Origin of the sequence: uncultured Chloroflexus sp. (genome assembly GCF_937951745.1) — a bacterium.
GTDB lineage: Bacteria > Chloroflexota > Chloroflexia > Chloroflexales > Chloroflexaceae > Chloroflexus.
Window position 1 is genome coordinate 1 of sequence record NZ_CALFBQ010000079.1, and the last position, 22,635, is coordinate 22,635.

General features: G+C 57.5%; 19 protein-coding genes. 11 read left to right on the forward strand and 8 right to left on the reverse strand.

Features of this window, described 5'->3' with window-relative positions; genetic code table 11:
- Positions 1-230 precede the first annotated feature (230 nt).
- From Q1A59_RS16670 to Q1A59_RS16695, 6 genes are all read right to left on the reverse strand, one after another.
- Positions 231-977, reverse strand: coding sequence for an E3 ubiquitin ligase family protein (locus tag Q1A59_RS16670; RefSeq protein ID WP_299645263.1), 747 nt, complete (start codon positions 975-977; stop codon positions 231-233).
- A 95-nt stretch (positions 978-1,072) separates the two neighbouring features.
- On the reverse strand, positions 1,073-1,306 hold the full coding sequence (locus Q1A59_RS16675) for a DUF2267 domain-containing protein (RefSeq protein ID WP_298406910.1): 234 nt from the start codon (positions 1,304-1,306) through the stop codon (positions 1,073-1,075).
- Positions 1,307-1,362: 56 nt separating this feature from the next.
- Positions 1,363-2,133 (reverse strand): hypothetical protein, encoded by a 771-nt coding sequence (locus Q1A59_RS16680; protein WP_298406907.1) that lies wholly within the window; start codon positions 2,131-2,133, stop codon positions 1,363-1,365.
- Positions 2,134-2,288: 155 nt separating this feature from the next.
- Positions 2,289-3,635 carry an ABC transporter substrate-binding protein gene (locus tag Q1A59_RS16685; RefSeq protein WP_298406904.1) on the reverse strand — a complete coding sequence of 449 codons (1,347 nt, stop codon included), beginning with the start codon at positions 3,633-3,635 and terminating at the stop codon, positions 2,289-2,291.
- 109 nt (positions 3,636-3,744) lie between these two features.
- A complete protein-coding gene (locus Q1A59_RS16690; protein WP_298406901.1) occupies positions 3,745-4,635 on the reverse strand; it encodes a carbohydrate ABC transporter permease in 891 nt (296 codons plus the stop codon).
- Between the two features lie 90 nt (positions 4,636-4,725).
- A complete protein-coding gene (locus tag Q1A59_RS16695; RefSeq protein ID WP_298406898.1) occupies positions 4,726-5,646 on the reverse strand; it encodes a carbohydrate ABC transporter permease in 921 nt (306 codons plus the stop codon).
- Between the two features lie 651 nt (positions 5,647-6,297).
- Here Q1A59_RS16695 and Q1A59_RS16700 point away from each other — a divergent pair.
- The 10 genes from Q1A59_RS16700 to Q1A59_RS16745 all read left to right on the forward strand — a co-directional run bounded on the left by Q1A59_RS16700 (position 6,298) and on the right by Q1A59_RS16745 (position 17,473).
- Positions 6,298-7,464, forward strand: coding sequence for a substrate-binding domain-containing protein (locus tag Q1A59_RS16700; protein WP_299645264.1), 1,167 nt, complete (start codon positions 6,298-6,300; stop codon positions 7,462-7,464).
- Positions 7,428-9,062: a VWA domain-containing protein gene (locus tag Q1A59_RS16705; RefSeq protein WP_298407228.1), complete on the forward strand. Its 1,635-nt coding sequence runs from the start codon at positions 7,428-7,430 to the stop codon at positions 9,060-9,062. Before Q1A59_RS16700 ends, Q1A59_RS16705 begins: the two co-directional genes overlap by 37 nt.
- 79 nt (positions 9,063-9,141) lie before the next feature.
- Complete coding sequence (locus tag Q1A59_RS16710; protein WP_298407226.1) at positions 9,142-9,882, forward strand: hypothetical protein; 741 nt, start codon at positions 9,142-9,144, stop codon at positions 9,880-9,882.
- A 336-nt stretch (positions 9,883-10,218) separates the two neighbouring features.
- Entirely contained in the window at positions 10,219-11,658 is a 1,440-nt protein-coding gene (locus tag Q1A59_RS16715; protein ID WP_299645265.1) for an ATP-binding protein, read from the forward strand.
- 91 nt (positions 11,659-11,749) lie between these two features.
- Positions 11,750-12,109, forward strand: a complete 360-nt coding sequence (locus Q1A59_RS16720) for a response regulator (protein ID WP_298407221.1) — start codon at positions 11,750-11,752, stop codon at positions 12,107-12,109.
- Between the two features lie 235 nt (positions 12,110-12,344).
- On the forward strand, positions 12,345-13,784 hold the full coding sequence (gene hisZ / locus Q1A59_RS16725) for an ATP phosphoribosyltransferase regulatory subunit (RefSeq protein ID WP_298407219.1): 1,440 nt from the start codon (positions 12,345-12,347) through the stop codon (positions 13,782-13,784).
- The gene (locus Q1A59_RS16730) at positions 13,781-14,467 is read left to right on the forward strand and encodes a creatininase family protein (protein WP_298407217.1); all 687 of its coding nucleotides are present in this window, start codon (positions 13,781-13,783) and stop codon (positions 14,465-14,467) included. The genes hisZ and Q1A59_RS16730 overlap by 4 nt, the downstream gene beginning before the upstream one ends.
- The gene (gene hisG / locus Q1A59_RS16735) at positions 14,464-15,477 is read left to right on the forward strand and encodes an ATP phosphoribosyltransferase (RefSeq protein ID WP_298407213.1); all 1,014 of its coding nucleotides are present in this window, start codon (positions 14,464-14,466) and stop codon (positions 15,475-15,477) included. Before Q1A59_RS16730 ends, hisG begins: the two co-directional genes overlap by 4 nt.
- Positions 15,474-16,508, forward strand: coding sequence for a phosphoribosylformylglycinamidine cyclo-ligase (gene purM / locus Q1A59_RS16740; RefSeq protein WP_298407209.1), 1,035 nt, complete (start codon positions 15,474-15,476; stop codon positions 16,506-16,508). Before hisG ends, purM begins: the two co-directional genes overlap by 4 nt.
- Before the next feature lie 212 nt (positions 16,509-16,720).
- Positions 16,721-17,473, forward strand: coding sequence for a phosphoribosylaminoimidazolesuccinocarboxamide synthase (locus tag Q1A59_RS16745; RefSeq protein ID WP_298407206.1), 753 nt, complete (start codon positions 16,721-16,723; stop codon positions 17,471-17,473).
- Between the two features lie 70 nt (positions 17,474-17,543).
- Here the strand turns inward: Q1A59_RS16745 and Q1A59_RS16750 are convergent, their stop codons facing one another.
- Together Q1A59_RS16750 and Q1A59_RS16755 are read right to left on the reverse strand one after the other, a co-directional pair.
- A complete protein-coding gene (locus Q1A59_RS16750; protein WP_299645266.1) occupies positions 17,544-19,499 on the reverse strand; it encodes a hypothetical protein in 1,956 nt (651 codons plus the stop codon).
- A gap of 61 nt (positions 19,500-19,560) precedes the next feature.
- A complete protein-coding gene (locus Q1A59_RS16755) occupies positions 19,561-20,979 on the reverse strand; it encodes a glycosyltransferase family 39 protein (protein WP_298405690.1) in 1,419 nt (472 codons plus the stop codon).
- A gap of 366 nt (positions 20,980-21,345) precedes the next feature.
- Here Q1A59_RS16755 and Q1A59_RS16760 point away from each other — a divergent pair, with 366 nt between their 5' ends.
- Positions 21,346-22,458 (forward strand): SulP family inorganic anion transporter, encoded by a 1,113-nt coding sequence (locus Q1A59_RS16760; protein WP_299645267.1) that lies wholly within the window; start codon positions 21,346-21,348, stop codon positions 22,456-22,458.
- Positions 22,459-22,635 lie beyond the last annotated feature (177 nt).

A 22,635-nucleotide genomic window follows, 5' to 3' on the forward strand; every position in this document is an offset into this window, starting at 1 on the left:
CCGTAAGGGTAGCACCCCGCTCTATTACCTATAGACAGTGTGGTGCGCGAACCAGTACGCAGGCTATACGGTCTTTAATGCATCCACCGCAGAGCATCAGCGATATTGCGCTCTGCCAGCATTATCAACACACGATAAGCGAGCGCGGAAATCACGATATTAGCATCACAAGTCTTACGCAACGATTCAGGACCCGCAAGCCTTGCACGCACCACCGTCCCACCCAGTCTCTACTTCGCCAACATACCCCATACCACCAAGACGAACCCGATCAGGCCACTGGCAATGGCCGCACCATGCATAATGCGCGCCCACGTTGCCGCCGACGCGGCCAGTTCTTGTTCACTCTTCCGGCTTACTAGAAAAGCTTGTTTGCTCTTCGCAGGATGACGAGCAATCGCTACCCGGCCCCCCTGATCGATCGCCGTGCCGAGCACAAACACGCGAGCGCCCACTTCCAACCCACGCTCGTATTCGCGCCGGCCCAACGTGCGGGTTGCGCCCGTCCACGGCTGCGACATCTCGACAAACCGGTTGCCGGTGTCGATCAACTCCAGCGTCGCCCCATCGGGCAGCACCTGCACGTGACCACGCTCATCGCGCACCATAAACGGCACGCGGCGTTCATTCTGCTCGATCTGCTCACTGCGCCGCTCAACCCGCGTCTCTGGCTTGCCATTCGTCGTCGTCACCCGTTCTTCGTACTCGCGATTAACGGTGTAGGTGTACGCAACCAAGGGTTGCCCTGAAACAAGGCCGACCAGCGGCGCTGCGCACTCGATCACCCCTTCAATTTCGCAGGGTTGGGCAAAGCCGCTCGCGCCCAGTGCAGCGGTAATGCGCTGATGAATGGCCGCCAGCGTCGCGGTATCGTAGCTGTCTACCGCGTTGAGGGTGTGAAGTTTGTTGGCATTGGCACGGGCGACAGAGAAAAAAATCACGGCCAGCACAAGCAACAGAACGCCGCCGATAACCATGGTGCCTCCACAGAGATGTGCAATATGCGATTGGTGATGATCCCAAAGAAAAAAAGCACGGGCAGAGCAATACTCTGCCCGCGCAATGCCTCGGCTTAGCTATCCTTCTTACCGCCCAACAACCCGCCGAGCAACGTCTTCGCTGCATCAATTTGCTCGGAAAGGGCACCAATATCGCCCTTCAGTACCTGATCAATCTGGGTTGCGATCGGTTCAGGCAATTTATCCTTCAAAAAGCCAACCACCACATCAACCGCCTGTTGCGCTTGTTCAGCGCTGACCCCCGTCTTTTCACGAATAAGCTCCACGAGCGTTTTACCCGAACTCATACTCCCCGCTCCTTTCCAGCAGCAACCAGCGAATAGCTTCAGTATATCATCTCGCGTCAAGACGACCGCGCGGTGCGAAAGAAGGTCACCATATCAAGCATCCCGTACAAACTGGCACTGCTAAAGGTGATACTTGTGCCAGCGGTATGGCGCAAGACCAACTCTTCCCAAGTCGGTAGTTCGGCTTCAGCTTCAGCAGCCAGCGCCGGATCGGCGAAATAGCCGAGCGTCACGTGCGGCGCGTATGGCTCGTAGGCGGCAATACCAAATCGGTTACGAAAAGTTGCATTCCACCCGCTGCGTAACTCAACGAGCAACGAGAAGGCTTCGTTTGTGGTTGGCGTTGGCTCCAGTAACGCTACTAATGCAGCGTGCTGCACAATAACCAAGCGACTTACCGTAAAACCAACTTGCCACCCACGCCGACGGATCAGTGGCGAGCCGGCAATGGTACCGCTGATCAGATTGCCGTGACTAAGCGCACCGGGAATATCAAGCAAGAGATCGGCGATACGCTGACGCGCATTCGGCAATGCCTGTTCAACATTTCCATCGTTTGGGCCATCCCACAGGGTGACGTGATAGGTAGATGGCGGCAGCGCGCAAAACAGATACCGACGCAAAAGCAGATCGGTATTGAGCGTACACATTGCAGCACGCAAACCGCGGTACAAGGTATATTCGGGGATGGCATCGAGAGCGCACTCGAGTCGCAACCATGGCCCATCGCGACGCAACCCGACATTATCAAAGAGGACAGTTAGCCCCCGATACGTCGCCCAACGCGGCACAAAACCGGCGATTTTTGGGTTGGCGATGGTCAACATAGTGACCAAATCATTCTACGTAACGCCATGGTGCGAAGCATAAGAGGACGAAAAGGGAACATTCTAAGACGCGAAGGACACAAAGACGCAACGGGGTGGTGCAAAGTAAGTAGATCAAGGATTTCCGTTGCGTCTCTGCGTCTACTCATGAGTCATTAGCCCTCACGAGCCTTCAGGTCTTCGAGGATCGGCTTCGCCCCCTGCGTCAGCTCATCGTTCACGGCTGCAAATACCGAACTTGGTGCTTCACCGTTAACGATAATCCGCTCAAGTCCTTTGCCGATAATCTGGTCACCGTTACGCACGAAGACACGCGCCGCATCTTGCGCCCGCGTCTTAGGCAATTGATCGACGGCGGTCTTGAAGTTGGGGTTCTTGTTAAAGAACTCCACCATCTCTGTCGTCTGCTTCGTACTAATCCGTACCGGCATATACCCCGTGCTGCGCGCCCACACTCCCGCATTGGTCGTACTAGTGGCAAATGCAATATATTTCATCGCTGCTAGTTGCTTCTCGGCTGGCGCCCGACTAACCACCGCCAAGCCTGCCCCACCGGTTGGGCACCCAAAGTTCGTCTCTTTGGGCAGAAAGCCAACACCGACTGGGAAGGTAGCATTCGCCTGAATACCGGCCAAGGCACCGGTTGAAGCCATCATTGAGGCGATAGCACCACCGAGAAAGTCTTGATTGAGATTGGGGCTAAGGATTGCCCACTTATTCTTCACCACTGTATCCTGATAGAATTGCGCCGCTCGCAACGTGTTAGGATCGGTCATGGTCATCGTGAAATCGGGCAGTGAGTACTGCCCGCCAAACTGCCAGACCACACCTTGGAACAGCCACGCAATGTAGCTAGCACCGTTGGGGTGACCAAATGCGGCGCGGCTGCCATCACTCTTCACCAACTTCGGCGCCCACTCCGTAAACTCAGCCCACGTCTCTGGTGCCCGATCAGGCAAACCCGCCTCGGCCCAGATGTTCTTGTTGTAGTAGAAGAGCGGCGTACTGCGCGCAAATGGTATCCAGTAATGAACCCCTTTCCGCACGCCTTCATTCAGCAACACCGGCTCATAGTCATTGAAATCAAGGTTCACCTGCTTGGCCAGATCGTCGAGTGCAGCGATTGCCCCAGCCAGATAAAACCCGAACCACCACACATCCGAGAGCAGAATCACATCAGGCGTTGTGTTAGCTTGCAGCGCTGCGGTGAATTTCTGCGCCGTCTCTTCGTAGCTACCTTGGAACTGATACTCGACCTCAACCTCGTTCTGCGACTCGTTAAACGACTTCACCATCGCCTGCTCGGCTTCACCCAGATTACCACTGAACGACCCCCAGTACGTAATCTTGACCTTCGAGCCGGGCTGGCTAACCACTGCCGGCGCTTGAGTCGCCTGAGTTGCGGGCTGACCGCTCTGACCGCCACACGCCGCCAAGACCGCCGCTCCGCCGCCTGCCATCATCAGGCGCAACAACTCGCGCCGCGTAAACGTCTGCTTCATACTCGCTCCTTTGTCACCCTACGAACCAACAATCGAACGACACCTGTTTATCTATATGCATACGGCCCAATGCCGTCATGCGCGATATGAGAGCACTACCAACAATACCCTACCCCTTTACCGCACCGGCAGTCATCCCCTCAACGATGGCCCGCTGCGCGAGCAGGAAGCCGATCAACACCGGCACGATCAGGAACAGCGAACCGGCCATTACGACACCCCAATTGGCCAAACCCTCACTGTTGCGCAGCCAGAAGACGCCAATCGGCAGCGTGCGCATATCTGTAGTGTTGGTGACAATCAGCGGCCAGAGAAAGTCGTTCCACTTGCTCACCACCGACAACAGTGCCATCGTTACAATCGCCGGCTTGGCAATCGGCGCGACAACGCTAAACAGAATGCGGAAGTGACCGGCGCCATCAACCCGCGCCGCTTCGAGAATCTCGCGGGGCACGGCTAGAAATGCTTGGCGGAGCAGAAAGGTGCCATAGGCAATCGCCGCCCCCGGCACAATAATGCCTTGGTAGGTATTGATCCAGCCGAGACGGGCAACAGTGAGGTAATTGGGCACAATCGTGATCTCCACCGGCACCATTAGCGCTGCCAACAGTAAGAGAAAGACTAAATCTTTGCGTGGGAAGCGCAAATAGGCTAACGCGTAAGCTGAGAAAAGAGCCAGTGTCACTTCAGCCGCAGCGCCAAAAAAGGTCGTGATAAAACTATTCAGATAGTACCGACCAAACGGAGCCGCCTGCCACGCCGCCGGAAAATTGGCCAGCGTCGGTTTAGCTGGCCACCACGTGACCGGTAACGAGTAGATCTCGCGCGTCTCCTTAAATGCGGCTGTGACCGTCCAGTACACTGGCAAGCCGATAATGAGCACGATAATCAACATTGCTGCATAACCGGCAACTCGCCATGCTAGTACCGAGAATGGCATGCGCCGACGGAGAGCGATGACCGGTTTACTCACTTGTTCGATTTCATTCGTCACAGCCATATCCAAACCCAGTCTCCGAAACTTTACTGTTACAGTCGAGCTAATCCGTAGCCTCTTTCACGGCCTTATCACCTCTTCACCCAGCCCCCATCATCCATACGTCACTTGTCGCTCGACATACCGAATCTGTACAATCGTCAGCGCCAGCATGATCAGGAATAGCACTACTGCCACCACGCCCGCCTTACCGGCGTCATACGAGACAAAACCCAACTCGTAGAGATGGAACACCAGCGTGGTCGTTACATCAGCCGGGCCGCCGTTGGTAAGAACACGGATCAGGTCGAAGGCTTGAAAACAACTCAGAATACTGGTCACCGACAAAAAGAAGGCAATTGGAGAGAGACCGGGCAACGTCACATGCCAAAACCGTTCCCACGCGCCAGCGCCATCAACCCGCGCCGCATCGTACAACTCACGGGGAATATTCTGCAGACCGGCAAGGTAAATGACGACCGCGTAGCCAATATTCTTCCAGACGTAGACGATGATCACCGCCGGCATTGCCCAGAAAGGATCAACTAACCAGTTAGGTGATCTGAGACCGACGAAACTGAGCAGTTGATCGATCAGCCCGTAGCGCGGATCGAAGATATAGCTCCAGACCACCGCCACCACTGCGCCTGACATCACTACCGGTGCGAATACGACTGCCCGCGCAGTATTCCGGTATAACAACCGCTGATTCAGCAGCAGTGCTAACAACAGTCCTAACACCAGCGTCAGTCCCACTGACCAGATGGTAAAGGTAGCAGTCTGCCAGATAATGTTCCAGAAACGGGGGTCGCTGAACGCAGCAATGTAGTTTTGCAAGCCAACAAACGGCATCGTGGGACGCAAAAAATCCCAGCGCACCATGCTGAGATAGACGTTGTAGAGTAATGGCCAGTAGGTGAATACGCTAAACAAGAATAAGTTGGGGCCGATGAATAAGACGAAGAGTAACCATTCGCGATGTTCGCGCCGTAACATATTTGGATGGCGCTCTTGATGAGGCGAATACGTGGCCATAGCAACTCGCAATACAGTTTTATTTCGATAGCTAGACAATGGTAGTGTGTTTAGGTTAATCAATCATCATTGATATATTAAGAAGGTATTAACGTTTCATCATGCCACCATTAAACGGAGGAATGCTTTGTGTAGCGACACAGGGTTGTGCGCGCCACTCCCTCACCCTCGGCCCTTCCCCTGCGGGGAGAGGGGTCAGTGGAGGGCGGCATTGATTCCGCATCTCAAGCAACGTTGCCCCCCAGAGGAGAGTTGAAAGAAGGGTTTCGCGCACGATCTGTCAACCTTTGTTGGAACTTCCCACTCCGTCTACACCTCCTCTGCTCGGGAATCCTCGGGGCGTAAGAGGGCGGGAGCGATGGCACACAGCAACGCAGAACGGCGATCTAAACACACATCCAGAGATGGGTCCCGACCGTGCCGGCCCGTCAGCGCGGATCGAGCGAGCCGCACCGCCATGCGACGCGACGGTTGGAATCCAATGGTCAGACCACCAGTGCGGCTCACGCACGGATCATCCCCGCCTGCTGCCTTTTCGCCAAACTTGTACAGCTATGGCACGTATATCTATTTGCGATCAGATTGACATTCCGCCAGTACGGATGAAATGGTACGATAGAGGTAGTTGTTATCTCACAAAGAGAGACCCATATGCTGATAATCTCACGCACCATTGCCGGCATCTACGTCCTAGCCACCTTGATATTGGTCATTGTGACAGTTATTTTTGGACCAATTGGATGGTCGCCACTCCCCTTGCCTACCGCCGCACCACCGATCCGAGTTGAGCTTGCAGTGAGTTCAGAAAAAGAAGCGTGGCTGCGTAGTGCGCTTGAGCGATTTGCCCGCACTAATCCGACAATCAGCGGTCGTGCGGTTGAGGTGCGTATGCGCGTGACCGGCTCGATCGATTTGATTACCGCCATTGAACGTGACGGCTACCAGCCGACCGTGGTTAGCCCGGCAAGTGAACTACAACTCGCCGAACTACGCCAATGGCGAGACGATCTGTTGCGCGAGCCAGCCCAAGCGCTGGCCTTTACGCCGCTCGTCGCCCTTATGCGCGAAGCGCCAGCCACGAAGGAGATTGCTAACCCGTGGCAACTCTGGCAGCGTCAATTCCCCGATCAGATTAACAATGTCAAGATCGGCATCTCGTCACCAATCAAAAGCAATGGTGGGCTACAGAGTTTGATCGTGCTAGCAGCGCAGTACCATGATGAACAAACAAGTCTTACGGTCGATCAAGCCAGTGATCCGGGTTTAGAAGAGTGGCTACGCCAACTGAATAGCAGGATAGTCGGATGGCCAGAGAGTACCGGTACGCTTACTGCCGAGTTTGTCACCCAGACCGGCCTCTACGATATCATCACCACCTACGAAAATCTCGCTCTGCAAACATTCCCGCGAGGCGAAGCACAGGGATTGGGGGCGCGGATCTACTACCCTACCACAACAATAGTCAGCGACCATCCCTATGCGATCCTCACTGCGCCATGGGTAGGGAATGCCGAACGCGCAGCAGCACGCTTACTACGTGACTTTCTGCTCAGTGCTGCCGAGCAGACCATTGCAATGCGTGAATATGGCTTTCGTCCGGCTCACCCGCAAGTAACAATTGATCTGAATGACTCGACATCACTGTTTGGTCGGTACCGTGACTACGGCCTTCAACTCGATCTAGCATCACAACTCGCTATCCCGTCACCTGATGTTGTTAATAAACTAGTGGATACATGGAGTCGTGCAACAAAGAAGCCTGAGAGGAGCCATTCATGCTTATGCGACCGTTCAAATTGCTCACGCTGCTCGTATTAACTGTTACACTTCTCAGCGGATGTGGTGACATTGAGTCACTATTCAGCGAAGGTGACACAAATACGATCACCATCAGCATCGCTTACAGCCCCGAAAAGGATAAATGGCTGACCGAGCAGATTGCCCGTTTCAACGACCAGCGGATCACGGTCAATGACCGCCGGGTGCGCGTTGAAGGAATCAATAAGTCATCGGGTGCAGCCCGCACCGAGATCAAAAACGGGACGTTGCAAGTCACCATCTGGACACCCTCGGCCAGTACGTGGCTAGAAGTGCTCAAGCAAGAGACCGGCAATCAGAATGTGGCGGTTTCAAATAAGCCACTCGTGCTTACACCGGTAGTCATCGCGATGTGGAAACCGATGGCCGAGGCCATGGGTTGGCCGAATAAGCCGATCGGCTGGAAGGACATTCTCGATCTGACCAATGATCCACAAGGCTGGGGTCGTTTCGGTCACCCGGAATGGGGGCGCTTCTCGTGGGGGCACACCGATCCAGAAATTAGCACCACTGCGCTCAGCACGTTGATCGCCGAGTTCTACGCCGCCACCGGCAAACGCGATGGTCTGACCGTGGCCGATGTGCAAAGCGAAGAGGCGACCCGCTTCATCCGTGCTCTAGGGCGCAGCATCAAGCACTATGGCTACAACACTTTGATTTTTAGCGAAAATATGAAGAAGTTCGGCATGAGCTACATCTCAGCCTTCCCAATGGAAGAGATCACGCTCATCGACTTCAACAAATTCAACCCGCCGCCGACACCGCTGGTAGCTATTTATCCAGCCGAGGGCACCTTCTGGCACGACAACCCCTTCATCATTATGGCCAGTGCCACCGCCGACGAACGAGCTGCCGCCGAACGGTTCTACGAATTTCTGCTCACCGAAGAGAGTCAGCGTGCAGCGATGTCGTTGGGTTTCCGCCCGGCCAATCCCAACGTTCCCCTGACTGATCCGATTAGCCCGACGTTCGGTGTCGATCCGCAGGGGGTACAGACCGTCTTGGCCGTACCTTCGGCTGAGGTGATCGTTGCGGTCAAGAACTCGTGGTCGCTCAACCGCAAGCGAGCTGACATCGTGCTCGTTGTTGACACTTCTGGTTCGATGGAGGGTGATAAACTGACGATGGTCAAAGCCGGTATCGAGACCTTCCTCCTGCGCATTCTGCCCGAAGATCGGGTTGGGTTGATCACATTTGACTCAACGGCACGGCTCGTAGTACCGATGGCACCATTGACTGACAATCGGATTGCCTTGCAGACAGCCGTGCAAGAGATGCGTGCTAGCGGACGGACAGCGCTCTTCGATGCTTTGATACTAGGCAAGCAAACGCTCGATAAACTACCGCCAGCAGCAGATGATCGGATCCAAGCGATTGTACTGCTCTCGGATGGCGCCGACAATTCAAGCCGGGCATCACTCGATGAGATCCGGCGACTCTTCGATGAGAGCGGGATCAGTATCTTCCCTGTCGCTTATGGCAATGATGCCGATCGGAACGTGCTCGAAGCGATTGCCGAGCTATCCCGCACGATTGTAGTGGTGGGTGATACAGGTGATATTGCCCAGATCTTTGAGAACCTGAGTCGGTATTTCTAGTACTACCGGCTTCGTAGTGCAAGACAGGCGTGGGGAGGCGATCTCTCCGCGCCTCGGTGAAGCAAGGTAACCACAAGGTATGAGCAAAAATACTATAGATGCATTGCGCATTGCCGCGTTACAACCGCTCAATCTACTGGTACTAGTTGCAGCAATACTTGGTGGCTTATCAATGACGATCTGGTGGCTGCCACTAGGCATTATTGTCTACATCGCTGCTACGTGGCTAGCGGCGCGTGACCCATTACTGACTGCACCGCCACCTGCGCCGCGCCCACGCATTACCAGTCCGACACTGCGCGCAGCGATCAGCGAGATCGAGCGTTCGCAACGTGAAGTCGAGCGCGCAGCAAGCGCGGCCCAAGGCCCATTGACCGGTCTACTCAGCAACATCGTTCAGCAGACCCGTGATCTGGTAGCGGAAGCATACCTGCTAGCTGACAAGGGACAGGTGATCGAACGGTATCTTGCCACCAACGATATGCAGCGGATAGCCCAACAACTCACCCAGCTCGATTGGCAGATCAGCGCTACCTTCGATCCCTTTACACGCCAGCAACTCGAAGAACGGCAGCAGGCATTACGTGACCAGCAGCGACATATTCAGGACTTGAGCACGTACATCTCTCGCATTCAAGCACAATTAGCCAATATCGATGCCAGCCTTGACACCACGCTCGCTGAGATCATCAGACTGCGTACTGCCGATGCAGTGGCAATGGCATCGGCGAGTGGCGCTGTGCAGCAACGCCTCGTTGATCTGCGCAGCGATATGGAGGTCTTTCGCAAGGTATTAGATACGGCGATGACAGGGATGTAGGGTGTGGTACGGCGCGATACATAGGGACGGGTTTGAATCTCGCCCCTACCGGTATACAGGCAGATGATTCGGTGCGTGGCGAAGAGTGAATGCTTCACCCCTTCCCCCACCCGTTGCGAAAGCGATATTCCTCTCTTTCACTGCTTGCGGGAGAGTGGAATACGGCAACGGGCGCATCCGGTAGGAACGGGCTTGAAACCCACCCCTACCAAACCCACCCACAGCACAATTGTAAAGGTAGCGCAATCCAACGCTGCTACGAATCATCACCATTTCCTGCTACAATAAGGGCCGAAAATATATTGTCATAGCCATACCCTAAAGGAACAACACCACATGGTTGCGCGCAATATCATCCCTGCCCGCACACCAGTCGCAACGCCTGACGAGGGGCTGGTATCTGATCTCTTACCGCCGATGCTCGTGCTTCTGACGACGCTATCCGGCGGTGCGATTGGGATTCTGCTCCTCAATCGTTGGGAAGGCAATATCTGGCCGTATGTTGTAATCCTCTTGCTACTCACCAGCGTCGCCGTGAGCGACCGGTTGCGGCGGCGCGGCAACCTCTATTTGGCTAGTGTGGTGATCGTGGGAGCAATCACGCTCTTGCCGGTACTGAGTTGCGCTGCTTTTGGATTTACCGATAACATTTTCATTTACCTCTCGGTATTGGGAGTGTTTGCCGCCGGCATTATGGTCTCATCACGGGCGCCATTTCAAGCAGCGCAAGCGGCAATCTTGCTCTACCTGATCTTACTGCTTGGCGCCGATCTGATTGGTCGGTCCCGGCCAACATGGTTTGAAGCGATCGGGCAGATCTTGTTCCAGATTGCGCTGTTGCTCGGTGCGGCGACGCTGAGTTGGGCGGCCGCGTATGTGGTGCGCGGCACGATCAGTTGGGCAATCGACACCGCACAAAAATCCGAGCGGCGCGAGCAGTTGTTGCGCGAGACACAAGCTAATCTCGAACGAGCCTTACTCGAGCGCGATCTCCTCAACGAACAACTGTACCGCACCACGCTTGAGTTGGAAGAGGCGCGAGCGGCGGCAGAGGCCGCGTACCGCTCGAAGGCCAATTTTATGGCCACGATGTCACACGAATTGCGCACACCGCTCAATATTATCATCGGCTTTAGCACTGCGATGCTCGAACATCCCGAAATGTACGGCGATGTGCGCATTGACGAACAGGTGCTGCAAGATATTGCCGAAATCCGGCGTAGTGGCCAGCATTTGCTTGGCCTGATCAACGACATTCTCGATCTGGCGAAAGTTGAAGCGGGTAAGTTGGAACTGAACAAGACCAATCTGACCTTGATACCACTGCTGGATGAAACGATGCGCACGGCGCAGGCGCTGATTAGCGACCGGCCCATCCAATTGCGCCGCGAGTACCGTGATCCGTTACCGACAGTGCTGGCCGATGAGATGCGCGTGCGACAGGTATTGCTCAATTTGGTCTCCAATGCATGCAAGTTTACTCATTCGGGCGAGATTGCGATCGGGGCGCGGGCCGATACCGATCAGGTTGTGCTTTGGGTGCGCGACACCGGCATCGGCATCGCACCGAACGATCAGGAGCGGATCTTCCAACAATTCGAGCAGATTGAAAACGCCGACACCCGCCAGCACGCCGGCACCGGCTTGGGCCTCTCGATCTGCCGTTGGCTGGTCGAGTTGCACGGCGGGCGGATGTGGCTGGAAAGCGAACTGGGCAAAGGCAGCATCTTCTTCTTCTCGTTGCCGCGCACGCGGGCCAGCACGGAACGAGCATAACGGAAATGACGAAACGCGGCAATACCACGTTTCGTCCATCATCAACATCGCACGCTGGCAATGACGCAAGGTAGCAAAGGAGCAAGGAACGATGGCCAGAATTCTCCTCGTCGATGATGTCTACACGGCCCGTTCGATGTTCGAGCGTGTGCTCCGCCACGTTGGGCGACACGAAGTGCTTTCGGTCGGCAGCGGCGCTGAGGCGCTAGCGAAGGTACATGAGTTTGCGCCCGATGTGATTGTGCTGGATATTAGCATGGCCGATCGCGATGGCTTGATGGTGTTGCGTGATCTGCGGGCGCAAGGTATCACGTGCCCGATCATTGCCCACACCGCTCGCACCGAAAAGACACCCGGCGAGTTTGTGGCACAGGGGTTTGACGCCTATGTGCCCAAAACCGGCAATTTGACCAATCTGTTGAGTACAGTGCGCGATTTGGTTGGGCGGTAGATAGGCCCGGCCCGGATGTCCCCGATCGTGTGCGCAGTCCTCAAGGGCCGGGCTTGGCTGACGAAGCCTGCTGCACTGGCCGGCGAGGAGGGGCGCGTATATGGCTTAGTTGTCACCGCGATCAAGCCCTTGCCAATTGCTACATTTCCCTCAATCGCACGCGCCAGTACAACACTAGCGCGTAACCAATCGGTTACAATACGGCATGGTAGCATACCAACCAACAGGAGGTATTGTGACCGTCGATCTGGTACGCGGCATGCGTGATGTCGCCCCGGCTGAGTATATAGCCAGCCGGTATGTGCAAGCCATCGTGGAACGAACCATAGCCAGTTACGGCTATCAGATGCTCGATACGCCGATTATCGAGCACCGTGATCTCTATTTGCGCAAACTCGGCGAAGAGCTGGTTGGCAAGGTGTATGAATTCAGCTTCGGCGGGCGTGATTTGGCGCTGCGTCCGGAATGGACGGCGTCGGTGTTGCGGGCGTATGTCGCCGGGATGCAGGATCAACCGTTGCCGCTGCGCCTCAGCTATGCCGGGCCGGTCTTTCGCTACGAGCGACCTCAACGCCATACCTATCGCCAGTTTACGCAGATTGGCGGCGAGATAATCGGCGGGTTACCGCCGCGGGCCGATGCAGAAGTGATTGCGCTGGCCTGCGCCGGGTTAGACGCTGCCGGCGTGAGCGGGTATACCGTGCGTATTGGCCATATCGGGCTGGTGCGCGAGCTGCTGCTGCGTTTTGCGTTGCCAGAACGCACCCGTGGGTTGTTGGTATGGAGCCTTGAGCGGCTGCGGGCCGAGGGGATCGAACCGGTGCGCGAGCGAGTGCTGGCCAATCTGGGCACACCGCCGGAAGGTCTCGAATTGCCGCCCGGCCTCGATGACGCACAGGCGGCTATTTGGCTAGAACGGGTGCTGGCCGCGATGCGAATCGATTTGCGCACCGGCACCCGCAGCCCGGCTGAAGTGATCCAACGCCTGCTGCGCACGCTGCGCCGGGCCGATGAGCAGCCATTAGTCGAAGCGGCCCTAGCACAGTTGACCCAACTTGCTGCGGTCAGCGGCTCGCCCGCGCAGGCGCTGCCGGCGCTGGCCAGTTTGCTCGGCAACGAATCGGCGGCTTTCCGCGAATTGCAGGCTATTCTCGACCTCCTGACAGCGCATGGCGTGCCGAGCGAGCGACTGGTGATCGATGGCGCGTTAGGCCGCGGATTGCACTACTACACCGGCCTCATCTTCGAGATTTACGACCATGACGGAAACCAGCTCTGCGGCGGCGGGCGCTACGACGATCTGGTCAGTACCCTCGGCGGGCGACAACCAACCCCGGCAGTCGGTTTTGCGTATGGGTTGGAACGGGTGTTGGCTGCGGCGGCGCTGCCAGAATTAACGCCGCCAGCGACCGTCTTAGTCGCCGCAGTGAGCAATGACGACTACCCGTATGCGTTAGCAGTCGCCGAGCGCATCCGCGCCAGCGGGAGAGCGGTTGTACTCGATGTGCGCGGGAGGAGCGTGAAAGACAATCTGCGCGATGCAACGCGGCGCGGTTTTGCCGCCGCCGTGATTGTGGGCGCAGCCGAACGTGAGGGCGAGTACGTCGTGTGGCGCGATCTGGCTGCGCGCACTGAACGGCGGATTGCGCTGGCGGCATTGGGGGAGGTGTTATGAGCGCTGCACAAGCGTGGGGGCGCTGGGTTGACTTATTGCCGGTGCAGCAGCAACAGCTCATCGCGAAACAGCCAATCTGCTGGTTACCATGGGCAACATTAGAACCGCGTGGATCGCACTTGCCCTGCGGGGTAGCTGGGTATATTGCCGAAGCGGTGACCGAAGGCGCAGCGCGCCGGGTTGGTGGCGTCCTCTACCCATTGCTGTGGTGGGATAGCAATGACAATATTGCACTATTCCGCCAACTCGTGGCGGCACGGCTGGCTGCCGTAGCCACACAAGGGTTTCAAGTTGCTATTGTGATCGGTTTGCCTGAGACCACGATGATTGATCTGGCGCTGATCGAGGCTGCCGAGGCGGCGTGGTCGCAACATCAACTGCTGACTCTTGCCATCTCGCCGCTCGAACTGGTTGATGAAACGATGCAAGATCACGGCGCGCTCTGGGAGACCTCGCTGTTGCTGGCTATGCACCCGGAATTGGTCGATCTCAGCCAATTCGCACCCAATGATGGGCGCAATGTGCGCGATGTGGCCAGCCCCTCGCTAGGCAACCATGCGCTCACGTTGGCGATTGATCGGCTGGCAAAGGCCGTGCAAGATGTCTATACCCGGCGGAACGTAGCCGCGATCACTGCTCTGTACCAACAGCGCCGCGCGCGTTATAACAGGTCTGCGCTATGACACTCCGTTTTGCCATTCCGTCCAAAGGCTCCGGCTACGACGCGACGATTGCGTTGCTGGAAAGTTGCGGTCTGCGCGTGACTCGCGCCAACCCGCGCCAGTACACGGCGGTGTTGCGCGGACTGCCCGGTACAGAGGTTTTACTGCATCGCCCAGCCGATATTGTGACCAAAGTGGCCGAGGGCGCGATTGATTTGGGTGTGACCGGCTACGATCTGCTGCACGAACAGCGCGGCGATGACGATGATGATGTGCTGGTCGTCATCGACGACCTCGGCTTCTGGCGGGTTGAGCTGGTCTTTGCCGTGCCCCAAAGCTGGATCGATGTCACTTCGTGGGCCGATCTGGCCGATCTGGCAGTCGAATTCCAAGCGCGGGGCCGGCGATTGCGGATCGCAACCAAGTACCCCAACACCGTGCGCCGGTTCTGCTATGCCAATGGCATCAACATCTTCGAGCTGGTCGAGTCGCAAGGGGCGACCGAGGCCGCACCGAGCCTCGGCTACGCCGATATTATTGCCGACATTACCGAGACCGGCACTGCCATTCGCGAAAACCAGTTGAAGATCGTCGGCGGGCCGATCATCCGCTCGCAAGCGGTGTTAATCGGCTCGCGCCGTTCGTTGCGCGGTAACCCAGCCCGGCTAGAACTGGTGCGCCAGCTTTGCGAATTGATCGAAGCGCGCCGGCGTGGGCGGCTCTTCTATTCGCTGACTGCCAATCTGCCCGGCGCATCGGTAGAAGAGGTGGGGCGGAAGGTAACAGCCCGCCACGAACTGGCCGGTTTGCAGGGGCCAACGATTGCACCGGTGTGGAGCAAATTTGCCAGTGAGAGCGGGTGGTACGCGGTCAATGTGGTGGTGCCGCAAGAGGAACTATTGCCGGCGATCGATTACCTGCGCAGCATCGGTGCTAGCAGCGTCACGACTGTCCAAGTGCAGCACGTCTTTCGGGCTGAGAGTGAGGCGTTTACGCGGCTGAGCGCGCGCCTTGGCGAGGAGCGATTATGAGCCAGTATAGTGCAGCCGGAGTAGATATTGCCGCGGCGACGCGGGCAAAAGAGCTGATGGCGGCGGCGGTGCGCAGCACCCACGGGCCAGCAGTACTGGCCGGGATGGGGGCGTTTGGCGGGTGTTTCGATGCGGCGCTGGCGCTGGCCGGTATGCAAGCGCCGGTGCTGGTCAGCAGCACCGATGGCGTGGGTACCAAGACGCTGGTCGCCACTGCGCTTGGCCGCTATGACACAGTTGGGCAGGATTTAGTCAATCACGCGATTAACGATATTTTGGTGCAAGGTGCGCACCCGCTCTTCTTCCTCGATTACATTGCGGTGGCGAAGCTCGATCCGGCGCAGGTGGCAGCGATTGTTAGCGGCGTCGCCGCCGGGTGCCGCGCCGCCGGCTGCGCGCTGATCGGCGGCGAAACCGCCGAGATGCCCGATGTCTATACTCCCGGCGCCTTTGATCTGGCCGGCACTATTGTCGGCGTCGTTGAGCGGGCTGAGATGCTGCCCCGCCCCGACATAACTCCCGGCGATGCGATACTGGCACTCCCAAGCACCGGCCTGCACACCAACGGCTACTCACTGGCACGCCGGATCGTCGCCCAGCACTTCGCTGCCGAAGGGTATTACGCTCGTCCAGCAATCCTTGGCGGGCAAACGATTGGCGAGGCGCTGCTGGCGATCCACCGCTGCTACCTGCCTGAAGTGACCGCGTTACGCACGGTGGTACCAGTCAAGGCGCTCTGCCATATCACCGGCGGCGGCATTTATGACAACCTGCCACGAGTCCTACCGGCAGGTATGGGAGCTGCCATCGTGCGCGGGAGGTGGGACATCCCGCCGATTTGCCAATTGCTGGTTGAGGTTGGCGGTTTGAGCGAACAAGAAGCCTACCACGCGCTCAATATGGGGCTGGGCATGCTGGTAATCGTGCCGGCTGAAACGGTAGCAACCGCACTGGCAACCATCCCGGAGGCGCGGTTGGTTGGTCAAGTGACGGCCACGCCAGCGGTGCGGCTGGTGGATGAGGGAGCATAGCCGCGAAGAGCCAAAGAGGGACGGGAGGGTTGCTATGAGGAGGGTTTGCGCCAGTTGCCGGTGTATCACTCCGCTACCACCCTCACGCTCGCATCGGCGGGATACTGCGGCGAGGGCTGCGGCCCGTCGCAATGACACAAATACAGCCCGCGCCCTACGGGCAGGGTTGATCGGCGGGCCAGTGGCCCGCGCCCCACGGGAAGGAGCAGAACATGGAACTCGGACATGTGTTGGCCGAAGGCAAGACAAAGGTTGTATACGCCCACCCTACCGATCCTGACCTCGCGATTCTGCGCCACAAAGACGGCATCACCGCCGGCGACGGCGCGCGCCGCAGCGTGATCGAGGGCAAAGGGGCGCTGGCCGGGCAGACAACGGCCAACGTCTTTCGCTTGCTGAACCGGGCTGGGATTGCGACCCACTTCATCGCCGCGCCAGAACCAACGCTGACCGTCGTGCGGCGCTGCGCAATGATCCCGCTAGAGGTAGTGATACGCCGCTTACCGGCAGGATCATACCTGCGCCGCCATCCCGAAGCGGCGGGGCAGCGGTTTGAGCCGCCGTTGGTCGAATTCTTCCTCAAAGATGACGCTCGCCACGATCCGCAGATCACGCCGGAAGAGATCGTCGCGCAAGGAATTGCTACTGCCGCCGAAGTTGAGCAGATGACGAACACGGGCCAACAAGTCTTTCAGACCCTCGAAACGGCATGGGCCGCGCTTGATGTCACACTGGTTGATCTCAAAATCGAGTTTGGCCGGGCCAGCGATGGCAGCCTGCTCGTCGCCGACGTGATCGACAACGACTCGTGGCGGATCTGGCCGGAGGGCGACCCCAACCGTATGCTCGACAAGCAGGTCTATCGCAATGCGCAGGTGGTTGACGAGGCGCTGCTGGCCGATGTGCGCGAACGGTACGCGCTGGTGGCCGAATTGACGGGACGTTGGACGACAGCAACCTTGTAGAGACACCCAGTTCGTAGAGACGCACGTCTGTGCGTCTCTACGGTACGTCCTAAAAATACAACGGTTCCATTCACGGTGCTGGAATCACAATAATCCGCGGCGCCGCAGTCAATGTTACTGTTGTTGACAGTGGCAATGGATTGCCGGTAGCATCGTATATGGCGCGAGCATTGGCCGGGAGGGGAAACGTTCGCTCAACACCATCAATACTCCAAACAACGATCACCTCACTATCGGCAGTGCGGAAGTGATACCCTTCCAACCCATTCACTGCAACCGAGCGCAGATAGCGCGCTTTGCCGAGCTGCTGGCGAGCAAATTGGAAGGCGCGAAAGGCCGGGAGCGGTTGTTGAGCACTGTCGAGCAGACCACCCTCTTGCCAGCCGGGGCCGTTGAGTGTGTACCAGTGCGACATGAGCAGATCGGCGGCAATCGTGCGGGCATAGAGGCGTACTACCGCATCGGCTTTAGCCTCCTCGAAGCCGTTGGGACGGCAATTGGGTGAACTACGGTAACACAGCAATGCACCCTCATTCATTATCAACGGTTTGGCATAGCCGTACTGAGCCAAGGTAGCGCGGAGATAATTGGCTCTACCGAGAGTTGATCCGCCTCGATCACCCCATTTTGGATCGTTGCGATCAGGATCAGAACGAGAACCAAAATAACTGTACGCATGGTAGGCCAAAATGTCGAAGTAATCACCGCCACCGGCACTTAGCACCGCTTCGAAGAAGCGACCAGCCCGGCAGGTTTGACCATTCGCGAGCGGTCGGTCAGGCGGGCAATCGAGCATCAAGCCACCGAAAATCACCTGCGCCTGCGGATCGGCAGTCTTAATCGCCGGGTAAGCAACCTTAAGCATTGCTGCATATGCTGCGCCGCCGGAACCGTCTTCATCAAGCTCATCACCCCAACAGCCAAATGGTTCACTGCTGACTAATTGGAACGGTACATCCGGTTCGTTACCTAACTCCCAGAACTTGACGTTGTAGGGCGGTTGGCTATAGCGCGCCACCACATCGGTGAGGAAAGCGGCAAAGGCTGGCAAGGCATCAGCACGGATTGGGCCACACGGTTTATCAGGTTGCGCCCGCGCCCACGCCGGTGCGTTACGCACAATCACCATTGGCACCGCACCGGCAGCATTGATCGCGAGGAGTTCTGCTTCCACTGCGCGCAGTGCCGTCCAGTTACGAGCACCGGGCGTTGGCTCAACCTCGTCCCAAAGAATGGCATTGTAGCGCACCCAATCAGCGCCGAGTTCAGCCAATTGTGTAGCGGTCGCAGCCACGGTGCCACGGTTAATCTCGACCCCAAACACCGAGCGACTACTACGCGGATTGGGAATAGGTTGGGGGGTGGTGTAGAGTTCACGTCCAAGCAAACCAAGCAGCACCCGCGAGCGAGCTGGATTTTGTGGATGCCACTCGAAACGCGCCCGCTCAAACCACTGCGTCAGCACTAGATCGCCGTTGGCATTCCGCTCCATCTGTGGCGCAGTGAGCGGATAGCCAAACAGCGCTAGTGATTGCGCATAACGGCTCAGACCGGGAATGCGCAGCCCGTTATTCTGCCAATAGGTACGAAAACCATTGCCCGGTTCTTGGTCACAGACGTTGTGGCCGGTTTCGGGGAACCAGAGACAACCGGGTTGCGGCCCGGCATCGGGCGGATCGGCAAACGGATCGCGTCCGGCCCGCGCCAACGCCTCGGCTCCCATACGCCCGATCTGGATACGATAGGCCGGAGGGTTGCCCGGATGCAACTCCAGCCGGTTGCGTTCCGTCCATTGAACCGTTAAACTACGGCCTTCATCACCGACGAACTGTTCAAGCGGACTAATCGGATAGCCAAAGACCGGCAGGCCGCCATTGTCGCTCCAGTAAGCGACAAACGAGGGATGCAAACAGTAATCGATGAGTGGTACATCAGGAAAGCAGCGTGGTTCGGTTGACTGGGCAGTGGCTGACATCGGCGCAACGAGCAACGCCAGCGCCAACACGAGCAAGATGAGTCGCTTCATTGATTTGCCTTCATTGATGTTATGAGCCTGATCATTGGCAAGGCATCGTGCTCTCATTATATTACCAACGGCAGTGATGAATCGTCAACGGCGCTGGAAAGCGCAGGTCAGAGATCTCGGTGACGACCGGACAACGTTCCAGCAGATCAGTCCGGCCTGCCAGTAGTGATAACGCATGCTCTTGCAAGACGAGATACTGCGGTTGATAGCGATCGATCGCGTACTGCGCCGCAGCGGGGAACCCGCCTGATCCTAATTGGGCCGCAACGTCAGGCTGCAAAAGGCCGGCAAAGTCGATCAGATGACGTTGCGCATAATAGCCGATAATGCCGATTTCAAGCGTGGCGACGCTCGCCGTAGGAGCGGTATTGGCAGCTAGCCATTCGCCGGCGGCGCGGTACACCGCTAGCCGTTGATCAATCTGCTGGCCAATGCGGTAGACCGATCCGCTGAGCCACCACGTTGTACCGCCCAACACCAGCACGGCGCCGGCCAGCGCCAACCATTTGCCGCCCCCCCGGCGCAGGAGATCGACCAGCACCCGCACCCCGACCCCAAACGCTGGGGCCAAACCGATCACCAATGGTGCGACGTACCAGAAATAGCCAGCGACGTGCAACACCGTATACGCCACCCCGTAAAGCGCAGCCCAACCGATCAAGAACAGCCAGCGCGGTGAGCGCAGCGTCGCTACGAGACCCACCCCGGCTAGTGCAAACACGATCTGGTAGAACGGCTGGTGCGCATATCCGTTGAGTGTGACCTGCAACCGATCAACAAAATCGTAAAAGCCGGGGATTAGGGCCTGCTGCTGCTTGGCATAGAGCGTCACCGGCAACGGCGCGCCATAGACAAGCCATGCGAGGCCGAGACCCGCCGCGACAATACTTGCCCACATCAGCGCCGCAACCCATGGCCAACGCCGCCAATCCCGCCAGTTGCCGTGATCGATCATCAGCAGCAATAGCGCCAATGGCCCGGTCAACACGCCATCAGGCCGTAACCAGACCAGCGCCCCCAACAGCGCACCGGTCAACCACTGCCGGCCCTGCGCCGCACTCACAAACGCCCACAAGGTAAGCGCCATCGCCGGTAGGGTTTCGCTACCCAACGTCATCAGCGGCAAAGGGAAGAGCAGGTAGAGCAAGGCTGCTGCTGCGCCGGTCATTTCATCACGCCACAACCGGCTCAAGCGCCACAACGCTAGCGCACCGGCAGCGTGGCTAAGACAACCAATCAGATTAGCGACCAGCGGCAATGGCCAGCCTACCAACACCACTGGCACAAGGATCAGACCGAAGAGCGGTGCAGTGGTGCTGAGCGTGGCCGTACCGGGGTTGTAGACAAAGCCATGACCGGTTGCGAGATTGAGCGCATAGCGGTACGTGATGTACGGATCGTCGTAACCGCGACGATGGAGCAAGGCGAATAACATCAACCCTATCAGAAGCGCCACAAACCACGTCAATCGATCTAGCATGTGCCACCATCGCACCCAAGAGGACGGAGGAATTGACATCGTTGTGTTACTCGTCAAAGTCTATGTCAGGCACAATCTACCAAACAAATAGGTATCATTCAGAACACTCATAGCAAGTAAGCGTTGTTAGGTGTGTCTCAATAATGCGATTACTTGAATAAGACCACTTCCATATGAGAAGTGTACCAAAGCCATTCATCACCCGATACTGACACAATTTTTCCCAAAGAGCGGTATGATACAGCTATCTCGCGATGAAATGATTTCAGCTTCATTCACCTACTCGCGACCGAGTGATCCATAACGCACCAAGAGTATAGCTGCGCTGTACTGCATTGTCGACTCATACTTGTACCACATGAAATCATGCTTGCCTACCTTCGTTCATCTATCACATTGTTTACCCAACCGCTGCGATTGGTGCGTTCATTCACGCTCGACACGCTGCGCGCCGATTTCCTCGCCGGATTGACCGTTGGTCTGGTGTTGCTGCCCCAATCGCTCGCGTTCGCGATATTAGGCGGATTACCGCCAATTGTCGGTCTGTACAGCGCGCTGACAGCGACGATCGCCGGCGCGTTGTGGGGATCGTCGAGCCATCTCAATAGCGGCCCAACCAACACTGCCGCCATCATCACTCTCTCGGTACTGGCACCGGTCACTACGATCGGCAGCAATGAGTTTGTTACCACTGCCAGTCTGATTGCAGTTATGGCTGGTATCATTCGGCTGATCATGGGCGTCGCGCGGCTAGGAATATTGGTCAACTTCGTCTCAGATGCGGTTGCAGTCGGTTTTACTGCCGGAGCCGGCATTCTCATCCTTTCGAACCAGATCGGGCCATTGCTGCGGATCGATCTGCCGCCCGGCACCGGCTTGCTTACAACGATTACTGAGACGGCCAACCATCTTGATGCCATCCATTGGCCATCACTGGCGGTTGGCATGGCCACGATTGCACTGATCGTCCTCGCGCCGCGGCTGACGCGCAAGATTCCGGCAGTGCTAATCAGCATTGTGGTGGTGTCGCCGGTGGTCTGGTTGCTCGACCTGAAGGCGCAAGGCGTGCGGGTGATGGGGCCAGTGCCGCCGGGATTACCGCCATTGGCCAATCTGCCGATCTTCGATCTCGACTTGATCGCGCACTTACTCAATGGTGCGCTCGCTTTAGCCATTATCGGATTAGTTGAAGCAGTGGCGATCGCGCGCGCGATTGCCGGTTACACTGGTCAGCGCATCGACAGCAACCAAGAGTTTGTCGGCCAAGGCTTGGCGAATATTGTCTCCGGCATCTTTTCCGGCATGCCCTGCTCTGGGTCGTTCAACCGCTCGGCGCTGGCGTATCAGGCCGGCGGCAAAACGGCGTTTACGGCAGTGGTTTCAGGCATCACCGTTTTGCTCGCCACCACGGTGCTAGGGCCATTGTTGGCCGAGGTGCCGCGCGCCGCGCTCGCCAGTGCATTGGCCGTAACCGCGTGAAGCATGGTTGACCGGCGCAACATGGCGCGGATCTGGCGCGGGTCACGCGGCGAAGCGGTGATTATGGTGGTTACGCTGGCGCTGACCCTCACCTTGCCGCTGCAATTCGCCATCCTGATCGGTGTGTTGATGTCGCTCGGCTATTACCTGCTGCGCACAGCTACCCCCCGCGTCGAG